19 protein-coding genes are annotated in these 17,731 nt (G+C 61.6%); 10 read left to right on the top strand and 9 right to left on the bottom strand.

Features of this window, described 5'->3' with window-relative positions; translation table 11 throughout:
* Window positions 1-28 precede the first annotated feature (28 nt).
* Entirely contained in the window at window positions 29-661 is a 633-nt protein-coding gene (locus CAF76_RS07170) for a hypothetical protein (RefSeq protein ID WP_039764833.1), read from the bottom strand.
* Window positions 662-1,030: 369 nt separating this feature from the next.
* Here CAF76_RS07170 and coxB point away from each other — a divergent pair, with 369 nt between their 5' ends.
* The 4 genes from coxB (at window position 1,031) to CAF76_RS07150 (ending at window position 5,424) form a co-directional block, all read left to right on the top strand.
* Window positions 1,031-2,158 carry a cytochrome c oxidase subunit II gene (gene coxB / locus CAF76_RS07165; protein WP_011331801.1) on the top strand — a complete coding sequence of 376 codons (1,128 nt, stop codon included), beginning with the start codon at window positions 1,031-1,033 and terminating at the stop codon, window positions 2,156-2,158.
* 82 nt (window positions 2,159-2,240) lie between these two features.
* Window positions 2,241-3,833 carry a cytochrome c oxidase subunit I gene (gene ctaD, locus CAF76_RS07160; protein ID WP_007953983.1) on the top strand — a complete coding sequence of 531 codons (1,593 nt, stop codon included), beginning with the start codon at window positions 2,241-2,243 and terminating at the stop codon, window positions 3,831-3,833.
* Window positions 3,834-3,959: 126 nt separating this feature from the next.
* The gene (locus tag CAF76_RS07155) at window positions 3,960-4,511 is read left to right on the top strand and encodes a cytochrome c oxidase assembly protein (protein ID WP_085647191.1); all 552 of its coding nucleotides are present in this window, start codon (window positions 3,960-3,962) and stop codon (window positions 4,509-4,511) included.
* Between the two features lie 25 nt (window positions 4,512-4,536).
* Window positions 4,537-5,424, top strand: a complete 888-nt coding sequence (locus CAF76_RS07150) for a cytochrome c oxidase subunit 3 (protein ID WP_011331798.1) — start codon at window positions 4,537-4,539, stop codon at window positions 5,422-5,424.
* Between the two features lie 9 nt (window positions 5,425-5,433).
* Here CAF76_RS07150 and CAF76_RS07145 read toward each other — a convergent pair whose 3' ends face one another.
* The gene (locus tag CAF76_RS07145) at window positions 5,434-5,637 is read right to left on the bottom strand and encodes a twin transmembrane helix small protein (protein ID WP_064592503.1); all 204 of its coding nucleotides are present in this window, start codon (window positions 5,635-5,637) and stop codon (window positions 5,434-5,436) included.
* Between the two features lie 72 nt (window positions 5,638-5,709).
* Between CAF76_RS07145 and CAF76_RS07140 the strand changes: the two genes are divergently transcribed.
* From CAF76_RS07140 to CAF76_RS07120, 5 genes are read left to right on the top strand one after another with little or no spacing between them, the layout of a single operon-like run.
* Window positions 5,710-6,450 (top strand): SURF1 family protein, encoded by a 741-nt coding sequence (locus tag CAF76_RS07140; RefSeq protein WP_064592501.1) that lies wholly within the window; start codon window positions 5,710-5,712, stop codon window positions 6,448-6,450.
* Entirely contained in the window at window positions 6,416-7,009 is a 594-nt protein-coding gene (locus CAF76_RS07135; RefSeq protein ID WP_064592499.1) for a hypothetical protein, read from the top strand. Before CAF76_RS07140 ends, CAF76_RS07135 begins: the two co-directional genes overlap by 35 nt.
* Before the next feature lie 10 nt (window positions 7,010-7,019).
* A complete protein-coding gene (locus CAF76_RS07130) occupies window positions 7,020-8,099 on the top strand; it encodes a heme A synthase (protein ID WP_085647190.1) in 1,080 nt (359 codons plus the stop codon).
* Complete coding sequence (gene cyoE / locus CAF76_RS07125) at window positions 8,087-8,986, top strand: heme o synthase (protein WP_007953992.1); 900 nt, start codon at window positions 8,087-8,089, stop codon at window positions 8,984-8,986. The genes CAF76_RS07130 and cyoE overlap by 13 nt, the downstream gene beginning before the upstream one ends.
* A complete protein-coding gene (locus CAF76_RS07120) occupies window positions 8,983-9,618 on the top strand; it encodes an SCO family protein (RefSeq protein WP_085647189.1) in 636 nt (211 codons plus the stop codon). The genes cyoE and CAF76_RS07120 overlap by 4 nt, the downstream gene beginning before the upstream one ends.
* A gap of 280 nt (window positions 9,619-9,898) precedes the next feature.
* Here the strand turns inward: CAF76_RS07120 and CAF76_RS07115 are convergent, their stop codons facing one another.
* From CAF76_RS07115 to CAF76_RS07105, 3 genes are all read right to left on the bottom strand, one after another.
* Window positions 9,899-10,672, bottom strand: a complete 774-nt coding sequence (locus CAF76_RS07115) for a MetQ/NlpA family ABC transporter substrate-binding protein (RefSeq protein WP_085647188.1) — start codon at window positions 10,670-10,672, stop codon at window positions 9,899-9,901.
* Window positions 10,673-10,746: 74 nt separating this feature from the next.
* Window positions 10,747-11,421: a methionine ABC transporter permease gene (locus CAF76_RS07110; protein WP_011331789.1), complete on the bottom strand. Its 675-nt coding sequence runs from the start codon at window positions 11,419-11,421 to the stop codon at window positions 10,747-10,749.
* A complete protein-coding gene (locus CAF76_RS07105; protein ID WP_007953999.1) occupies window positions 11,421-12,428 on the bottom strand; it encodes a methionine ABC transporter ATP-binding protein in 1,008 nt (335 codons plus the stop codon). The genes CAF76_RS07110 and CAF76_RS07105 overlap by 1 nt, the downstream gene beginning before the upstream one ends.
* A 260-nt stretch (window positions 12,429-12,688) precedes the next feature.
* Between CAF76_RS07105 and katE the strand changes: the two genes are divergently transcribed.
* Window positions 12,689-14,830 carry a catalase HPII gene (gene katE, locus CAF76_RS07100; RefSeq protein ID WP_085647187.1) on the top strand — a complete coding sequence of 714 codons (2,142 nt, stop codon included), beginning with the start codon at window positions 12,689-12,691 and terminating at the stop codon, window positions 14,828-14,830.
* A gap of 93 nt (window positions 14,831-14,923) precedes the next feature.
* Here the strand turns inward: katE and CAF76_RS07095 are convergent, their stop codons facing one another.
* The 4 genes from CAF76_RS07095 to zur are packed head-to-tail and all read right to left on the bottom strand — an operon-like array spanning window position 14,924 to window position 17,723.
* Window positions 14,924-15,637 (bottom strand): PA5502 family lipoprotein, encoded by a 714-nt coding sequence (locus tag CAF76_RS07095; RefSeq protein ID WP_064592487.1) that lies wholly within the window; start codon window positions 15,635-15,637, stop codon window positions 14,924-14,926.
* 37 nt (window positions 15,638-15,674) lie between these two features.
* On the bottom strand, window positions 15,675-16,463 hold the full coding sequence (gene znuB / locus CAF76_RS07090) for a zinc ABC transporter permease subunit ZnuB (RefSeq protein ID WP_085647186.1): 789 nt from the start codon (window positions 16,461-16,463) through the stop codon (window positions 15,675-15,677).
* Entirely contained in the window at window positions 16,456-17,241 is a 786-nt protein-coding gene (znuC, locus tag CAF76_RS07085) for a zinc ABC transporter ATP-binding protein ZnuC (protein ID WP_039764852.1), read from the bottom strand. Before znuC ends, znuB begins: the two co-directional genes overlap by 8 nt.
* On the bottom strand, window positions 17,241-17,723 hold the full coding sequence (gene zur, locus CAF76_RS07080; protein WP_011331783.1) for a zinc uptake transcriptional repressor Zur: 483 nt from the start codon (window positions 17,721-17,723) through the stop codon (window positions 17,241-17,243). Before zur ends, znuC begins: the two co-directional genes overlap by 1 nt.
* Window positions 17,724-17,731: the final 8 nt, after the last annotated feature.

Here is a 17,731-nt window from a genome sequence, read left to right as displayed (position 1 = left end):
TCTGTTCCCCCAATCGTTTGCGCCGAGATCAAGCCGCAGGCTGATCCAGCTCCAGGCCCACGCCCAGACGGCGGCTCATGCACGGCCAGCGTTTCCACGCCGCACCGGTGTCCGGGCTGCTGAGTTTCTCGCGGTAGGCTTCCACCGACTCCAGCGCAAAGCTGTCGTCGTCGAGCATGCTGTCCACCGCGTGATGCACCACTTCGTCGAGTTGGTTGGCAAATTCCTCACCGATCAACTGGTGAGCAATCAGATTGGCGACCGTCATGTCCAAGGGGATCAGTGGCTGGCCGAAATGCTTGATGTACAGGTCGTTGACCTCTTCGACAAAACGGTGCGCCAAATAGGCTTCGTCCAGCAGACTGTCCAGGCCCACGGGCGGCTGGAGGAAGTACTGCTCGGCGATTTTCAGCACCGGTTTGATCTGCGATTCGATTCCCGCTTCCCTGGCGACTTCATTGGCTGCATCCAGCAGGTCTGGCACTTCGTCGATGTAGGCGGCGACAAAACGCGTCAGCACGCCGTTGGCGTCGGTTTCCGGCAACTGGATCGCCGGGTGCAGGTGTTGCATTTGAGCTTCGAGCTGACGGGTCAGCTTTCCGGTTTCAATCTCGTGTTGTCGGGCTATGTGTATTTGCTCGCGCAATGCGGCGGTGTTCATGAAAACTCCAGGAAACAAGGCAATGAAATAGGGAAGACATAACTTAGCTGGCTTACGAAAAATGCTAAGACGCATTTGTCATAATTATTTCATCCTTGATGCACCGGCGTTATATCGGTTTGCCACCACTCGTCTGCATCCTTCTCCATTCGTGCCCTGGAACGCAAGTGTCAGCTGTTTCATTCGATTTACGTCCTCACATTGCATTTCTCGGTGGCTGTCTATACTCGCCATTGAATGGAGTTAGCTGATGACGCCCGACTGCCCACGCAGCAAGGCCCGGCGATTCAAGTTCGTAGTCTGATGCAGCCGCTCCCTTGCCTCTGGTGAAAGCCGGCGGGATAACAAGAACGATAAGGGGAACCCGCAATGATGCGACATCCACACGTCTGGATGGGCCTCCTGTTGTGGTCGATTTTCAGCCCGGTGCAAGCTGCCTGGACTGTGAATATGGCGCCTGGAGCGACTGAAATCAGTCACGCAGTATTCGACCTGCACATGACCATTTTCTGGATCTGTGTGGTGATCGGGATCATCGTCTTCGGCGCCATGTTCTGGTCGATGATGGTGCACCGCCGTTCTACCGGGCAGGTCGCCGCAAAGTTCCACGAAAGCACTACCGTCGAAATTCTCTGGACCGTCGTCCCGCTGCTGATCCTGGTGGCGATGGCCGTTCCGGCGACCGCGACCCTGATCAAGATGTACGACACCAGTGAGCCGGATATCGATATCCAGATCACCGGTTATCAGTGGAAGTGGCACTACAAATACCTCGGCCAGGACGTCGAGTTCTTCAGTAACCTGGCCACGCCCGCCGAGCAGATCCACAACAAGGAAGCCAAGGGCGAACACTACCTGCTCGAGGTCGACAAGCCGCTGGTACTGCCGACCGGGGCCAAGGTGCGCTTCCTCGTGACCTCCGCCGACGTGATCCACTCCTGGTGGGTGCCGGCCTTCGCGGTCAAGCGCGATGCGATCCCCGGGTTCGTCAACGAAGCCTGGACCCGCATCGACAAGCCCGGCCTCTACCGTGGCCAGTGCGCCGAACTGTGCGGCAAGGACCACGGCTTCATGCCGATCGTGGTCGACGTCAAAGAGAAGGCCGACTACGAAAAATGGCTTGCCGAGCGCAAGGCCGAAGCGTTGCAGCTCAAGGAGCTGACCAGCAAGGAATGGACCCTCGACGAACTCAAGGAACGTGGCGACAAGATCTACCACACCACCTGCGTCGCCTGTCACCAGGCTGAAGGCCAGGGCCTGCCACCAATGTTCCCGGCCCTCAAGGGCTCGAAAATCGCCACCGGCCCGAAAGAGGCGCACCTGAGCATTGTCTTCCACGGCAAGCCCGGCACCGCCATGGCGGCGTTCGGCAAGCAGCTGTCGGAAGTCGATATCGCAGCGGTCGTGACCTACGAACGTAACGCCTGGGGCAACAACAAGGGCGACATGGTCACGCCAAAAGAAGTGCTGGAGCTGAAACAGGCGGAAAGCAAATGAGCCGGTCTATTGCGTACTTCGTGAACCGGTCGGGGCCCTGCGTCCCGGCCTGCCCAGTCCACTCACTTGAAGGAGACCGGCCATGAGCGCTGTCATCGATGACCACGGTCATGCCGACCACGACCACGCCCACGGCCCCGCCAAAGGCCTGATGCGCTGGGTGCTGACCACCAACCACAAGGACATCGGCACGCTGTACCTGTGGTTTGCGTTCTGCATGTTCCTGCTCGGCGGCTCGTTCGCCATGGTGATCCGCGCCGAGCTGTTCCAGCCCGGCCTGCAGATCGTGGAGCCTGCGTTCTTCAACCAGATGACCACCATGCACGGCCTGGTGATGGTGTTCGGTGCGGTGATGCCGGCGTTCGTCGGCCTCGCCAACTGGATGATCCCGTTGATGGTCGGCGCGCCGGACATGGCCCTGCCGCGGATGAACAACTTCAGCTTCTGGCTACTGCCGGCGGCGTTCCTGCTGCTGGTCTCGACCCTGTTCACCCCCGGTGGCGGGCCGAACTTCGGCTGGACGTTCTACGCACCGCTGTCCACCACCTATGCCCCGGAAAGCGTGACGTTCTTCATCTTCGCCATCCACCTGATGGGGATCAGTTCGATCATGGGCGCGATCAACGTGATCGCCACCATCCTCAACCTGCGCGCCCCCGGCATGACCCTGATGAAAATGCCGCTGTTCGTCTGGACCTGGCTGATCACCGCGTTCCTGCTGATCGCGGTGATGCCGGTGCTGGCCGGGTGCGTGACGATGATGTTGATGGACATCCACTTCGGCACCAGCTTCTTCAGTGCCGCCGGTGGCGGTGACCCGGTGCTGTTCCAGCATGTGTTCTGGTTCTTCGGCCACCCCGAGGTGTACATCATGATCCTGCCGGCCTTCGGTGCCGTCAGCCAGATCATCCCGACCTTCTCGCGCAAGCCGCTGTTCGGCTACACCTCGATGGTCTACGCCACAGCGAGCATCGCGTTCCTGTCGTTCATCGTCTGGGCGCACCACATGTTCGTGGTGGGCATCCCGCTGGTGGGCGAGTTGTTCTTCATGTACGCGACGATGCTGATCGCGGTGCCGACCGGGGTGAAGGTGTTCAACTGGGCCAGCACCATGTGGCAAGGCTCGATGACCTTCGAGACGCCGATGCTGTTTGCCGTGGCGTTCGTGATCCTGTTCTCCATCGGCGGTTTCTCCGGGCTGATGCTGGCCATCGCCCCGGCCGACTTCCAGTACCAGGACACCTACTTCGTAGTTGCGCATTTCCACTACGTGCTGGTGCCGGGGGCGATCTTCGGGATCTTCGCGTCGGCCTATTACTGGCTGCCGAAATGGACCGGCCACATGTACGACGAAACCCTGGGCAAGCTGCACTTCTGGCTGTCCTTCGTCGGCATGAACCTGACGTTCTTCCCGATGCACTTCGTGGGCCTGGCGGGCATGCCTCGGCGGATTCCGGACTACAACCTGCAGTTCGCCGACTTCAACATGGTGTCGTCGATCGGTGCGTTCATGTTCGGCGCCACGCAGATCTTCTTCCTGTTCATCGTGATCAAGACCATCCGTGGCGGCGAACCGGCTCCGGCCAAACCGTGGGATGGCGCCGAAGGTCTGGAATGGAGCGTGCCGTCACCGGCGCCGTATCACACCTTCACCACGCCGCCGGAAGTGAAATGAAAATCCAACCCTATGTGGGAGCGAGCCTGCTCGCGATGAACGATGACGCGGTCTGTCTGCCAGACCGTAGCGCCTGCATCGCGAGCAGGCTCGCTCCCACAAGGGCTCTCGGTAGAGACATTAATCATGGCTGACTCGATTTCGATGAAGAAGCTGGTCACCCGACTGCTCGGCGTGGTGGTGGCGATGTTCGTCTTCGGTTTTGCCCTGGTGCCGATCTACGACGTGATGTGCGAGGCGTTCGGCATTAACGGCAAGACCGCCGGGCAGTACGAGGGCGAGCAGACCGTCGATGCCTCGCGGCAAGTGCGGGTACAGTTTCTGTCGACCAACACCGCCGACATGCCATGGGATTTCTATCCCAAGCATGACGAGCTGACGGCCAACCCCGGCGCGGTGAACGAGATGATCTTCATCGCGCGCAACCCCACCGACAAACCAATGAGCGCTCAAGCCGTACCGAGCATCGCGCCGAGCAATGCGGCGGCGTATTTCCACAAGACCGAATGCTTTTGCTTTACCCAGCAGGTGCTGCAGCCCGGTCAGCAGATCGAGATGCCGGTGCGTTTCATCGTTGACCGCGACATGCCCAAGGACGTGAAGCACCTGACGCTGTCCTACACGCTGTTCGATATCACCGCCCGACATCCTCCGGTGGCTGCAAACACTGGCGGTTAAGCGTGCCCGATAAGGAGAACAATAAATGGCAACTCATGAGCACTATTACGTCCCGGCCCAGAGCAAGTGGCCGATCGTGGCCACGGTGGGGATGTTCGTCACCGTGTACGGCCTGGCGACCTGGTTCAACGATCTGAAGGCAGCGCGTCCGGAATCCCACGGCCCGCTGATCTTTTTCGTCGGCGGCCTGTTGCTGGCGTACATGCTGTTCGGCTGGTTCGGCACGGTGATCAAGGAAAGCCGCGCGGGCTTGTACAGCCCACAACTGGACCGCTCGTTCCGCTGGGGCATGAGCTGGTTCATCTTCTCCGAGGTGATGTTCTTCATCGCCTTCTTCGGCGCGCTGTTCTACGTGCGGCACATTTCCGGCCCGGCACTGGGCGGCGAAGGCACCAAAGGCATCGCCCACATGCTCTGGCCGAACTTCCAGTTCACCTGGCCGCTGCTGCACACGCCGGATCCGAAACTGTTCCCGCCGCCCAAGGAAGTCATCAGCCCCTGGGGCCTGCCGCTGATCAACACCATCCTGCTGGTGAGCTCCAGCGTAACCATCACCATCGCCCACCATGCGCTGAAGAAAGGTCATCGCGGCGCGCTGAAACTGTGGCTGGCGATCACCGTGCTGCTGGGCTGCGCGTTCCTCGGTTTCCAGGCCGAAGAATATATCCACGCCTACCACGAACTGGGGCTGACCCTCGGCTCGGGCATCTACGGCGCGACGTTCTTCATGCTCACCGGTTTCCACGGCGCCCACGTGACCATCGGCACGATCATTCTGTTCGTGATGCTGATGCGCATCATGAAGGGCCACTTCGACAACGAACATCAGTTCGGTTTTGAAGCGGCGAGCTGGTATTGGCACTTCGTCGATGTGGTGTGGATCGGCTTGTTCATCTTCGTTTACGTGCTCTGAGGAACAGAGCTACCAAGGCGCGTGCGACACCAGTTGGCCGCTGTAGAAACCCCAGGCGATCAGGCCGACGGTGACAGCGGCCAACGTCACCCGAACACTCAAGGCGATCACCAGGCGATTCGAGCTGCTGTCGTCCTTGACCAGGAAAAACAGGCCGCTGAACAGGCTGACCACCGTGGCAATCAGCATCAGGACGATGGCTGCTTTGAGCATGGGAAGAACTCCGGGGGAACAAGCGATGCACTTGAGTATAGCGATCGCACTGACTGATTTTCTGGCGCGGCCATGAAGCGCTTCCGGCCGGGCGTGGTGCCGACTCTGGTGGTCGGCCTGCTGCTGCCGTTGCTGATTTCGCTGGGCTTCTGGCAACTGGGCCGGGGCGCGGAGAAAACCGCCCTGCTCGCCAGCTACGCCGAACGCCGCGCCGCCGAACCGATGGCCAGCACCGAGTTGCTGCACAGCGCCGATCCGGCCTTTCGCCGGGTGCATCTGCACGGCCAGTTCGATGCTGCCCACAGCCTGTTGCTGGACAACCGTCAGCGCAACGGCAAGGTCGGCGTCGAATTGCTGCAACCGTTTCAGGATCAACGCAGCGGCCAGTGGCTGCTGGTCAATCGCGGCTGGCTGCCGTGGCCGGATCGGCGCACGGCCCCGCAATTCAACACACCGACCGACGCCGTGAATGTCGATGCCTGGGTGTACGTCGCCCCCGGCGCCACCTTCCAGCTGCATGCCGACCCGGTCAGCAGCACCTGGCCGCAAACCGTCACCGCCATCGAACCCGCGAAGCTGTGGAAAACCCTCGAACGCGATGGTTTCGCCTACGAATTACGCGCCGAACCCGGCCCCGCCAGCTATCAGGCCGACTGGCCGGTAGTCGCGATGGGCCCGGAAAAACACCTCGGTTACGCCGTGCAGTGGTTCGCCATGGCCACCGCCCTGCTCGGGCTCTACCTCTATCTCGGCTGGCACAACGCAAAGGAGAAACACCATGGGAGCGGCCATGAATCCACCCAGCATGTCTGAAACGAAAGTCCCGGCCAGTCGCCGTCGCGGACGCATCCAGCTGCTGCTGATCGTGCTCGGCGTGGTCGGTCCGATGATCCTCGCCACCGGCATGTACAAGTTGCAGTTCTGGGTGCCGGAAGGTCGCAGCTATCACGGCGAATTGATCGGCAACGGTCAGACCCGCGCCGACCTCGGCATCCAGGCTGACGAAACGCGCTGGCAGATGCTGGTGACCGCACCGAAGGATTGCGCGGTGGACTGCCAGCAACTGGTGTACCTGGCGCGGCAGATCCAGATCGGCCTGGGCCGCGAAGCCGGGCGCGCCAGCCACGCCCTGGCCGCTGCACAACCGTTGGCTGCCGACTACGAAGCCAAGCTGACCCGCGAATACCCGCAGCTGCAACGCTACCCGCTGGACCCGGCGACCTTCAGCAAGACCACGGGCGACAAGGCCACGCCGCAACTGTGGATCATCGATCCCCACGGCAACCTCGTGCTGCGCTACGACCCGAGCGTCAAGGGCAAGGACCTGCTCAACGACCTGCGCCACCTGCTGAAACTGTCGAACATCGGATAAGGGCATCGTCATGGCCAAACCTGGATTTCGCCTCGCGCTGTTTGCCACCCTGCTGGCACTGATCGTCGTGCTGCTCGGCGCCTACACCCGCCTGACCCACGCCGGCCTCGGCTGTCCGGACTGGCCGGGCTGCTACGGGTTCATCAGCGTGCCGAAAAGCGAAGCCCAACTGGCCCATGCCGAACTGCATTACCCCGACTCGCCAGTGGAGGCGCACAAAGGCTGGAACGAGATGATCCACCGCTACTTCGCCGGCACCCTCGGCATGCTGATCTCGGTGTTGGCCGGTCGCGCGTGGGTCAACCGTCGTCATCCCGGGCAACCGCTGAAGCTGCCGCTGTTTCTGCTGGCGGTGGTGTTCGCCCAGGCGGCGTTCGGCATGTGGACGGTGACGCTCAAGCTCTGGCCACAAGTGGTAACCGGGCATCTGCTCGGCGGCTTCGCGACCTTGAGCCTGCTGTTTCTGCTGACCTTGCGACTGTCCGGCGTGCTGCCGGCGCTGACCGTGCCCAAGCGTCTGCAATATTGGGCGACTGCCGGATTGCTGTTGGTGATCGGCCAGATTGCTCTCGGCGGCTGGGTCAGTTCCAACTACGCGGCGGTGGCCTGCATCGACTTCCCGACCTGCCACGGCCAGTGGCTGCCGCCGGCGGATTTCGCCAACGGCTTTCACCTGACCCAACACATCGGCCCCAATTACCTCGGCGGGCAACTCGACAGCGATGCACGCACGGCGATTCACCTGACCCACCGCATCGGTGCGTTACTGGTGACGGTCGTCCTGCTCGGCCTGGCCTGGCAACTGAAAGTGGTGGGCATGACGCGACTGGCCGGGCTGGTGCTGATCGCCCTCGGCGCGCAGATCACCCTCGGCATCAGCAACGTGCTGTTCCATCTGCCGCTGCCGGTGGCCGTAGCGCACAACGCCGGCGGTGCGGCGCTGCTGCTGACGATGGTGCTGGTCAACTATCACGCGCGAACCAGCCTGGTTCGGGTCAGGCAGCCGATGATCGCGCGCTGGCGCCTGAGCCCGCGCAAACACTCGGCGGCGCCCATCACGATTAAAGGAGAGACGCCATGGCGATTCTGATCGGCGAACGTCCGGCGCAGGCGCTGTGGCGTGATTACCTGGAGCTGACCAAACCGAAAGTCGTGGTGCTGATGCTCATCACCTCGCTGGTCGGCATGTTCCTCGCGACCCGCGCCGGGGTGCCGTGGACGGTGCTGGTGTTCGGCAACCTGGGGATCGCGTTGTGTGCCGGTGGCGCGGCGGCGGTCAATCACGTGGTGGACCGGCGTATCGATGCGGTCATGGCCCGCACCCATAAACGGCCGCTGGCCGAGGGCCGGGTTTCGCCCACGGGCGCACTGACCTTTGCGCTGGTGCTGGCACTGCTCGGCCAGGCCCTGCTGCTGACCTTCACCAATCCGCTGACCGCGTGGCTGACCCTGGCCTCGCTGCTTGGCTACGCGGTGATCTACACCGGTTTTCTCAAACGCGCGACGCCGCAGAACATCGTCATCGGTGGCCTCGCCGGCGCCGCCCCGCCGCTGCTCGGCTGGACCGCCGCCACCGGCCACGTCAGCGCCGAACCGCTGCTGCTGGTGCTGATCATCTTCGCCTGGACCCCGCCGCACTTCTGGGCGCTGGCCATCCATCGCAAAGAGGAATACGCCAAGGCCGACATTCCGATGCTGCCGGTCACCCATGGCGAGCACTACACCAAGGTGCACATTCTGCTGTACACATTCGCCCTGCTGGCGGTCAGCCTGTTGCCGTACGTGATCCACATGAGCGGCCTGCTGTACCTGATCTGCGCGCTCGGTCTGGGCGCCAGGTTTCTGCAATGGGCCGTGGTGCTGTACCGTGGCACTCGGCCGCACGCGGCGATCAACACCTTCAAGTACTCTATCTGGTACCTGTTTCTGCTGTTCATCGCCCTGCTCGTAGACCACTACTTACTGTTGAACCTATGACTCGAACCCAGAAAACCGTCTTCATCCTCGTCGCCGTGATCGCGCTGATCCTCGGCCTGACCGTCAACAAAGTGCTGAGCGGCAAGGGCCAGGGCGACCCGACCGCGCTGATCGACGCCGGCATCATTCTGCTGCCGCAGAGCCGCAACCTGCCGGACGTGACGATGACCAATCAGGACGGCCAACCGGTCACGATCAACGAGCTCAAGGGCAAGTGGAGTCTGCTGTTCTTCGGCTATACCTTCTGCCCGGACATCTGCCCGACCACCCTCGCCCAGCTGCGCCAGATCAAGAGCGAATTGCCGAAGGATGCCGTGGACAAGTTGCAGATCGTGCTGGTCAGCGTCGACCCGAACCGCGACAACCCTGCGCAGTTGAAACAGTATCTGGGCTACTTCGATCCACAGTTCATCGGCCTGACGCCAAAGTCGATCGAAGAGCTGCAGAAGGTGGCGAACGCGGTGAGCATTCCGTTCATTCCGGCGGACACCAGCAAGCCGAATTACACGGTGGATCACAGCGGCAACCTGGCGGTGATCGGGCCTGATGGGACGCAGCGCGGGTTTATTCGGGCGCCGTTGAACAACGCCAAGCTGGTGGCGCAGTTGCCGGTGATGTTGAACCGCAAGTAAGAAGATCAAAAGCTAGCCCTCACCCTAACCCTCTCCCGGAGGGAGAGGGGACTGAATGGGGGATGCTGCAGATTTACGTCGACCTGATCATGCTTCACCGAATCCATAATCGACTCGAACTTGCAGGTCGACAGATAGCGCAGGACACCTATGTCGGCTCCCTCTACCTCCGGGAGAGGGCTGGGGTGAGGGGCGAATACGCAGCAGGTCCGAAGCCGAACACCCGGCCACAAAAAAGGGGACGCCACTGGCGTCCCCTTTTTCGTTGCAACTATGTGAATCAGAACGCCGGCAACACCGCGCCTTTGTACTTCTCGGTAATGAATTTCTTCACTTCCGGGCTGTGCAGCGCAGCGGCCAGTTTCTTCATCGCGTCGCTGTCCTTGTTGTCCGCGCGGGACACCAGGATGTTCACGTAAGGCGAGTCGCTGCCTTCGATGACCAGCGCGTCCTTGGATGGATCGAGTTTGGCTTCCAGCGCGTAGTTGGTGTTGATCAGCGCCAGGTCGACCTGGGTCAACACACGCGGGATGGTCGCGGCTTCCAGTTCACGGATCTTCAGGTCTTTCGGGTTCTGCGCAATGTCCTTGACGGTCGACAGGATGTTGGTCGGATCCTTCAGGGTGATCACGCCGGCCTTGGCCAGCAGCAACAGCGCACGGCCGCCGTTGGTGGCGTCGTTCGGGATCACCACGTTGGCGCCGCTTGGCAGCTCTTCGATTTTCTTGAACTTGCTGGAGTAGGCGCCCAGCGGTTCCAGGTGCACGCCGGTCACGGACACCAGGCTGGTGCCCTTGGCCTTGTTGAACTCATCGAGGTACGGTTGGTGCTGGAAGAAGTTGGCGTCCAGACGCTTCTCGGCCACCTGGACGTTCGGCTGTACGTAGTCGGTGAACACCTTGACCTTCAGATCCACGCCTTCTTTGGCCAGAGCCGGCTTCACGAATTCGAGGATTTCCGCGTGCGGCACCGGGGTGGCAGCAACGGTCAGGGTTTCGTCGGCGTGGGCCGAGAACGCTGCAACAGCAGCCAGGGCAACGATCAGTTTTTTCATTCAGCTAACTCCTTTTTACGGCGCCCGTCTGGCGCCTGCCAGCGAATGGCCGGCTCATGTCATTACAAAACCGGTTATTTGCGCGAGAAGTGCACGACCAGTCGGTCGCCAACCATTTGCAGCACTTGCACCAGAATCAGCAGCAACACCACGGTGACAATCATCACGTCGGTCTGGAACCGCTGGTAACCGAAACGGATCGCCAGGTCACCCAGACCACCGGCACCGACCACACCGGCCATCGCCGTGTAGGAAACCAGTGTAATCGCCGTCACCGTAATTGCTGCGAAGATGCCTGGACGGGCCTCCGGCAGCAAAGCGTTCATGATGATCTGGCGAGTGGTCGCGCCCATCGACTGGGTCGCTTCGATGATGCCGCGATCGACTTCACGCAGGGCGGTTTCCACCAGCCGCGCGAAGAACGGCGTTGCACCTACCACCAGCGGCGGAATCGCACCGGCCACGCCCAGCGAGGTGCCGGTGATCAGCACGGTGAACGGGATCATCACGATCAACAGAATAATGAACGGCAGCGAACGCAGGATGTTCACCACCAGCGACAGCAAGGCGTACACGCCTTTGGCTTCGAGCAACTGACGCGGGCTGCACAGGAAAAGCAGCACGCCCAGCGGCAGGCCGAGCAGCACGGTGAACAGCAGCGAACCACCGAGCATCATCAGGGTGTCGCCGGTGGCGAGCCAGATTTCGTACCAGTCGATATTGGTGAAGAAACTCATCAGGTCTTCCATTAGCGCAACACCTCCATATGAACGTCAGCGGCGGTGAAGCGGGCGAACGCCGCTTCCATGTCGCCACCGGTGACGGCGAGGGTCAATTGCCCGTAAGGAATGTCTTTGATGCGGTCGATGCGACCGGCCAGGATGCTGTAGTCCACACCGGTTTCCCGGGCGACGGTACCCAGCAACGGCGCGTAGGTCGCTTCGCCCTGGAAGGTCAGACGCACGATGCGGCCCGGCACGTGAGCGAAGTCATCGCGCTGCTCGCTTTCGTCGATCTGCTCGCTTTCCTGAACAAAGCGCTTGGTGGTCGGGTGCTTCGGATGCAGGAACACATCGGCCACCGAACCTTGCTCGACGATCACACCGGCGTCCATCACGCCGACCTGATCGCACACGCGGCGGATCACATCCATCTCGTGGGTGATCAGGACGATGGTCAGCTTCAGCTCGCGGTTGATCTCGGCCAGCAGTTGCAGGACCGATGCCGTGGTCTGCGGGTCGAGGGCGCTGGTGGCTTCGTCGCACAGCAGGATTTTCGGCTTGGTCGCCAGGGCGCGGGCGATGCCGACACGCTGCTTCTGACCGCCGGACAGCTGCGCCGGGTACTTTTTGGCGTGATCGGACAAGCCGACCCGCGCCAGCAACTCGGCCACACGCTGGTCGATCTCGGCGCGGGACAGTTCACCGGCCAGGGTCAGTGGCAGCGCGACGTTGTCGGCCACGGTCTTGGATGCCAGCAGGTTGAAGTGCTGGAAGATCATCCCGACCTGCTGACGGAAACGGCGCAGGCCGTTGGCGTCCAACGCGGTGACTTCTTCGCCGTCGACGATGATCTTGCCGCCACTGGATTGCTCCAGGCGATTGATCAGACGCAGCAGGGTACTTTTTCCCGCGCCGGAATGGCCAATCAGGCCGAACACCTGACCGTTCTCGATGGAGAAGCTGGTCGGGTGCAGCGCGGTGATGTCCTTACCGGCGACGCGGTAAGTCTTATGGACGTTTTGAAACTCGATCACGTAGCGAACCTTGTGGGGCGCGTTGGAAAAGGATCAGCGGTTAGCCGGGCGCGCATTTTAGCCTGTCCGTATAGAGGTTCTTAGCATTTATTTCGCAAATAACCTTCGATTTGGCAATAACAGGATCAAAGGTCATAAAAAAGGAACGCCCGAAACCCTCGTCAGTCACTACTTAAGCGACTTGAAAACCCTGGGTGCCGTGCCTGGGAAACACTCAAGCGTCCCGGAGCAATCCCGGGACAAACAGGAGTTCATGACTGATGAGTACCAAGAAACCTGCCGATGACAAAAGCCAACTGGCCGGCACCGATACCCCGGATCGCGCCAATACCAACGCCAAACTCGACAGCCTGGAAAAGTTTCGCTCCGACGCTACCGGTCAGGCCCTGCGCACCAACCAGGGCGTGAAAATTGCTGATAACCAGAACACCCTCAAGGCCGGGGCTCGCGGGCCGTCGCTGCTGGAAGACTTCATCATGCGTGAGAAGATCACGCACTTTGACCATGAACGGATTCCCGAGCGCATCGTTCACGCCCGCGGCACCGGCGCCCATGGATTCTTTCAAAGCTACGAGAACCATGCGGCGCTGACCAAGGCCGGTTTCCTGCAGGATCCGGGGAAGAAAACTCCGGTATTCGTGCGCTTTTCCACGGTCCAGGGGCCGCGCGGCTCCGGCGACACCGTCCGTGACGTGCGCGGTTTTGCCGTGAAGTTCTTCACCGACGAAGGCAACTTCGATCTGGTCGGCAATAACATGCCGGTGTTCTTCATTCAGGACGCGATCAAGTTTCCTGACTTCGTCCACGCGGTGAAACCCGAACCGCATAACGAGATCCCCACCGGCGGCTCGGCTCACGACACGTTCTGGGATTTTGTGTCCTTGGTGCCGGAATCGGCGCACATGGTGATCTGGGCCATGTCCGACCGGGCCATCCCGAAAAGCCTGCGCAGCATGCAGGGCTTCGGCGTGCACACCTTCCGGCTGATCAATGCCGAGGGCAAATCGCGCTTCGTCAAATTCCACTGGCGCCCTACTGCCGGCACTTGTTCGCTGGTATGGGACGAGGCGCAAAAACTCGCGGGTAAAGACACCGACTTCCATCGGCGCGATCTGTGGGAAGCCATCGAGATGGGTGACTACCCGGAATGGGAACTCGGCGTTCAGGTCATCGAAGAGGAAAACGAGCACGACTTCGATTTCGACATCCTCGACCCGACCAAGCTGATTCCCGAGGAAATCGTTCCGATCACGCCGCTGGGCAAGATGACCCTCAACCGCAACCCGGACAACTTCTTCGCCGAGACCGAGCAGGTCGCGTTCTGCCCCGGCCATATCGTGCCGGGCATCGACTTCTCCAATGACCCGCTGCTTCAAGGCCGGCTTTTTTCCTACACCGACACGCAGATCAGCCGACTCGGCGGGCCGAACTTTCATGAGCTGCCGATCAACCGCCCGGTCGCACCGTTCCACAATGGCCAGCGCGATGCCCAGCACCGTACAGTGATCGACAGGGGCCGTGCCTCGTATGAACCCAATTCCATCGATGGCGGTTGGCCGAAAGAGACGCCACCGGCCGCGCAGGACGGCGGCTTCGAGAGCTACCCGGAGCGTATCGACGCCAACAAGATCCGTCAGCGCAGCGAGTCGTTCAGTGACCACTTCTCCCAGGCGCGGCTGTTCTTCAACAGCATGAGCCCGCACGAAAAGGAGCACATCATCGCCGCCTACAGTTTCGAACTGGGCAAGGTTGAGCGTGAGTTCATCCGGGCGCGAGAAGTGAACGAGATTCTCGCCAACATCGATCTGGAGCTGGCCAAACGCGTGGCGGCCAACCTGGGTCTGCCAGCGCCAGGCAAAGGTACCGTGGACGTGCCGAAAACATCACTGGATCGCTCGCCGGCGCTGAGTCAGGCCAACCTGCTGCCGGAGAACATCAAGACCCGAAAAGTCGCGATCCTGGCGGCCAACGGCGTCGATGGTGCGGCGATTGATGCGATGAAGCAGGCGCTGGCGGCAGAGGGTGCGCATGCCAAGCTGCTTGGCCCGACTTCGGCGCCAGTGAAGACCGCCGATGGCAAAACCCTGGCGGTGGATGCGTCGATGGAAGGTTTGCCTTCGATTGCGTTCGATGCGGTGTTCGTGCCGGGTGGCGCGGCGTCGGTCAAAGCGTTGAGCGGTGACGGCGTGGCGTTGCATTACCTGCTGGAGGCGTACAAACACCTGAAGGCGATTGCGCTGCATGGCGAGGCCAAACAGTTGCTGGACGTGTTGAAGCTGGAAACGGATGCGGGGTTGATCGAAGGCAAGGATGTGAAGGCGTTGACCCAGCCGTTCTTTGCGGCGATCGGGCAGCATCGGGTCTGGGATCGGGAGCCTAAGGCCAAGGCCATTCCAGCTTAAGGTTGTTGGTTAACTGAAAGGACGCCTTCGCGAGCAAGCCCGCTCCCACAGGAATCATGTTGTACCTGTGGGAGCGAGCCTGCTCGCGATTTTTTATGGTTTACGAGGACTCAAAACCACTTGAGCGGGAACGCTGCGTAGGATCTGCTTTTTGATTTGCAGATCGAAATCCGGATCGAGCTTCTTCACGCGCTTGGTGATCAACGTCGCCAGCCACGGGTAATCATTGGTGCGCGGGGCCTGAATGCTCACCGCACAGTCGTAATTCACCACATCGGCGGCGATCGCATCAAGTTGGCGGCGAAGTTTGCGGCTATCGGTGATGTTCAGCGCAACCGTGGTGCTCTCGGCGGTCGGATCGATCACCTTGGCTTTCGGCTTGGCTTCAGCGGCCTGCAGCGCTGCTTCGGCTTTCTCCAGCTCGGCCTTGCGCGCTTCGGTGATCGCGCCATTGACGCCACCGGTCAGTGCCGGGGCCTTGGGCATCAGCACACGGGCACGGGCCAAAGCGGTTGCGGCCGCATTCACATCGCCCTTCTGCAGGACGATCTGGCTGCGACGCAGATAGGCTTCGGCCAACTGACGCTGGTATTGCTCAAGGGATTGATCGTTGGGTGTTTCGGCCTGCAAGGCTGCCAATTGGTCTTCGGCAGTGGCCAGTTCGCTGCTGGCCAGGCTTTGCTCCAGCTGTGCGATGGCCGTGGCCCGCGCATCGGGGACTTCGGCCACCGGCGGCGTGCTTTGGCAGGCGCCCAGCAGCACTGAAAAGGCCACAAGGAGCAGATAACGGGAGGCGAACGGCTTCATTCCTGCGACTCTCTATTTGCGCAAAAAACGAGCAAGTCTACACCCCTCGACGGGGCAGAACAAAACTCAGCAGAAACAGTGCGGCCGCCGTCACAACGATTGACGGGCCCGCCGGGGTGTCCTTGAACCAGGACAGCGCCAGCCCGCCACACACGGCGAGCATGCCCAGCACACTCGCGCCCAGTGCCATCTGCTCCGGCGAACGGGCGTGACGTTGTGCCGCAGCCGCCGGGATGATCAACAGCGACGTGATCAGCAACACACCGACGATTTTCATCGCTACCGCGATCACGACTGCGATCAACAGCATCAGCGCCATGCGCAAACCGGCCACCGGCAGGCCTTCGACCCGGGCCAGTTCTTCGTGCACGGTGATCGCCAGCAGCGGCCGCCACAGCGTCACCAGCAACACCAGCACCGCTGCGCTGCCGCCGAGGATCCACGCCAGATCGGTCGGGCTGATCGCCAGCAGGTCGCCAAACAGGTAGGCCATCAGGTCGATCCGCACTTCATGCATGAAGCTTAGTACCACCAGCCCGAGAGAGAGCGTGCTCGGCGCAAGAATGCCCAACAGCGTGTCGGAGGCCAGCGGCTGGCGCTGCTGCAAGGTCACCAGCAACACCGCCAGCAGCAGGCAGCCCACAGTCACCGCGACGGTCGGGCTGACATCCAGCAGAAAGCCCAGCGCCACGCCGAGCAGTGCGGCGTGGGACAGCGTGTCGCCAAAATAGGCCATGCGCCGCCAGACCACGAACGAGCCCAGCGGCCCCGCGACCACCGCCAGCGCCAGACCTGCAAGCAGGGCGTAGAACAGAAAATCAGCCATGCTTGCAGCTATCTCCGTGAACGTGAGGTTGGCCCGTCAAAGGCCCTTTGACCACCGAACCGTGCAGGTCGTGGGCGTGGTCATGATGGTGGTGATAGATCGCCAGGCTCGGCGCGTTGTTGCCGAACAGCTCGACGAAGGCCGGATCGCCACTGACTTGCTCGGGATGCCCGGAGCAGCAGACGTGACGGTTGAGGCATACCACCTGATCGGTGGTGCTCATGACCAGATGCAGATCGTGGGACACCATCAGCACGCCGCAGCCGTGACGGTCGCGCAGACGGGTGATCAGGCTGTACAGCTCGGCTTGCCCGGCGACATCGACGCCTTGCACCGGCTCGTCGAGCACCAGCAGCTCCGGCTCGCGCAACAAGGCACGGGCCAGCAGCACGCGCTGCATTTCACCGCCGGAAACACTTTGCACCGGGCTGTCGATGACGTGCTCGGCGCCGACTTCCTTGAGTGCCGCCAGCGCACGCGGGCGATCGACGCCCGGCACCAGCCGCAGGAAGCGCAGCACTGACAGCGGCAAGGTCGGATCGACGTGAAGTTTTTGCGGCATGTAACCGACGCGCAGCTTCGGCTTGCGCCAGACGCTGCCGCTGTCCGGTTTCAGCAGCCCGAGCACGGCGCGGACCAGCGTGGTCTTGCCGGCGCCGTTGGGGCCGATCAGGGTGACGATCTGCCCCGGTTCGACGCTCAGGTGAATGTTGTCCAGCACGTTCTGCCCGGCAAACCGGACCGCTACCTGCTCCAGACGGATCAGCGCATCGCTCATCAAGCCCCCCGGCAGCCGGAGCAGAGGCCGACCACTTCGACGGTCTGGGCCTCGACGATGAAGCCGACGTCCTTGGCGCTGTGGACAATCGCATCGCTGATGGTTTTTTGCTCAAGTTCGATGGCGGCATGGCATTCGCGGCAAATCAGGAACTGGCCCTGGTGCGAATGTTTCGGGTGAACACAGCCAACGAAGGCGTTGAGCGAGGAAATGCGGTGCACCAGACCGTTTTCCAGCAGGAAATCCAGCGCCCGGTACACGGTTGGCGGCGCGGCGCGGCGGCCGTCCTGCTCGCTGAGCACGGCCAGAATGTCGTAGGCGCCCAGCGGCTTGTGGCTCTGCCAGACCAGTTCCAGTACCCGCCGGCGCAACGCGGTCAGGCGCAGGCCTTTCTGTGCACACAGGGCATCGGCCTCGGACAGCGCGCTGTGAACGCAGTGCGAGTGGTCGTGGGGACGGCTGGCAATCGGTGTAATAGGCATGAGCGGCG

This window comes from Pseudomonas sp. B40(2017) (assembly GCF_002112855.1).
GTDB classification, from domain to species: Bacteria; Pseudomonadota; Gammaproteobacteria; order Pseudomonadales; family Pseudomonadaceae; genus Aquipseudomonas; species Aquipseudomonas pharyngis.
Note: the sequence above shows the minus strand (reverse complement) of the source record. Positions and strands in the feature narration are given on the sequence as shown.

Bases quoted from the DNA above. Each gene is read 5' to 3' on its own strand.
- katE (WP_085647187.1), top strand. From the start codon at position 12,689: ATGAGTACCAAGAAACCTGCCGATGACAAAAGCCAACTGGCCGGCACC.
- znuC (WP_039764852.1), bottom strand. From the start codon at position 17,241: ATGAGCGATGCGCTGATCCGTCTGGAGCAGGTAGCGGTCCGGTTTGCC.
- znuB (WP_085647186.1), bottom strand. From the start codon at position 16,463: ATGGCTGATTTTCTGTTCTACGCCCTGCTTGCAGGTCTGGCGCTGGCG.
- CAF76_RS07170 (WP_039764833.1), bottom strand. From the start codon at position 661: ATGAACACCGCCGCATTGCGCGAGCAAATACACATAGCCCGACAACAC.
- zur (WP_011331783.1), bottom strand. From the start codon at position 17,723: ATGCCTATTACACCGATTGCCAGCCGTCCCCACGACCACTCGCACTGC.
- CAF76_RS07135 (WP_064592499.1), top strand. From the start codon at position 6,416: ATGGGAGCGGCCATGAATCCACCCAGCATGTCTGAAACGAAAGTCCCG.
- CAF76_RS07095 (WP_064592487.1), bottom strand. From the start codon at position 15,637: ATGAAGCCGTTCGCCTCCCGTTATCTGCTCCTTGTGGCCTTTTCAGTG.
- CAF76_RS07120 (WP_085647189.1), top strand. From the start codon at position 8,983: ATGACTCGAACCCAGAAAACCGTCTTCATCCTCGTCGCCGTGATCGCG.
- coxB (WP_011331801.1), top strand. From the start codon at position 1,031: ATGATGCGACATCCACACGTCTGGATGGGCCTCCTGTTGTGGTCGATT.
- ctaD (WP_007953983.1), top strand. From the start codon at position 2,241: ATGAGCGCTGTCATCGATGACCACGGTCATGCCGACCACGACCACGCC.
- cyoE (WP_007953992.1), top strand. From the start codon at position 8,087: ATGGCGATTCTGATCGGCGAACGTCCGGCGCAGGCGCTGTGGCGTGAT.
- CAF76_RS07130 (WP_085647190.1), top strand. From the start codon at position 7,020: ATGGCCAAACCTGGATTTCGCCTCGCGCTGTTTGCCACCCTGCTGGCA.
- CAF76_RS07145 (WP_064592503.1), bottom strand. From the start codon at position 5,637: ATGCTCAAAGCAGCCATCGTCCTGATGCTGATTGCCACGGTGGTCAGC.
- CAF76_RS07115 (WP_085647188.1), bottom strand. From the start codon at position 10,672: ATGAAAAAACTGATCGTTGCCCTGGCTGCTGTTGCAGCGTTCTCGGCC.
- CAF76_RS07110 (WP_011331789.1), bottom strand. From the start codon at position 11,421: ATGGAAGACCTGATGAGTTTCTTCACCAATATCGACTGGTACGAAATC.
- CAF76_RS07150 (WP_011331798.1), top strand. From the start codon at position 4,537: ATGGCAACTCATGAGCACTATTACGTCCCGGCCCAGAGCAAGTGGCCG.
- CAF76_RS07155 (WP_085647191.1), top strand. From the start codon at position 3,960: ATGGCTGACTCGATTTCGATGAAGAAGCTGGTCACCCGACTGCTCGGC.
- CAF76_RS07140 (WP_064592501.1), top strand. From the start codon at position 5,710: ATGAAGCGCTTCCGGCCGGGCGTGGTGCCGACTCTGGTGGTCGGCCTG.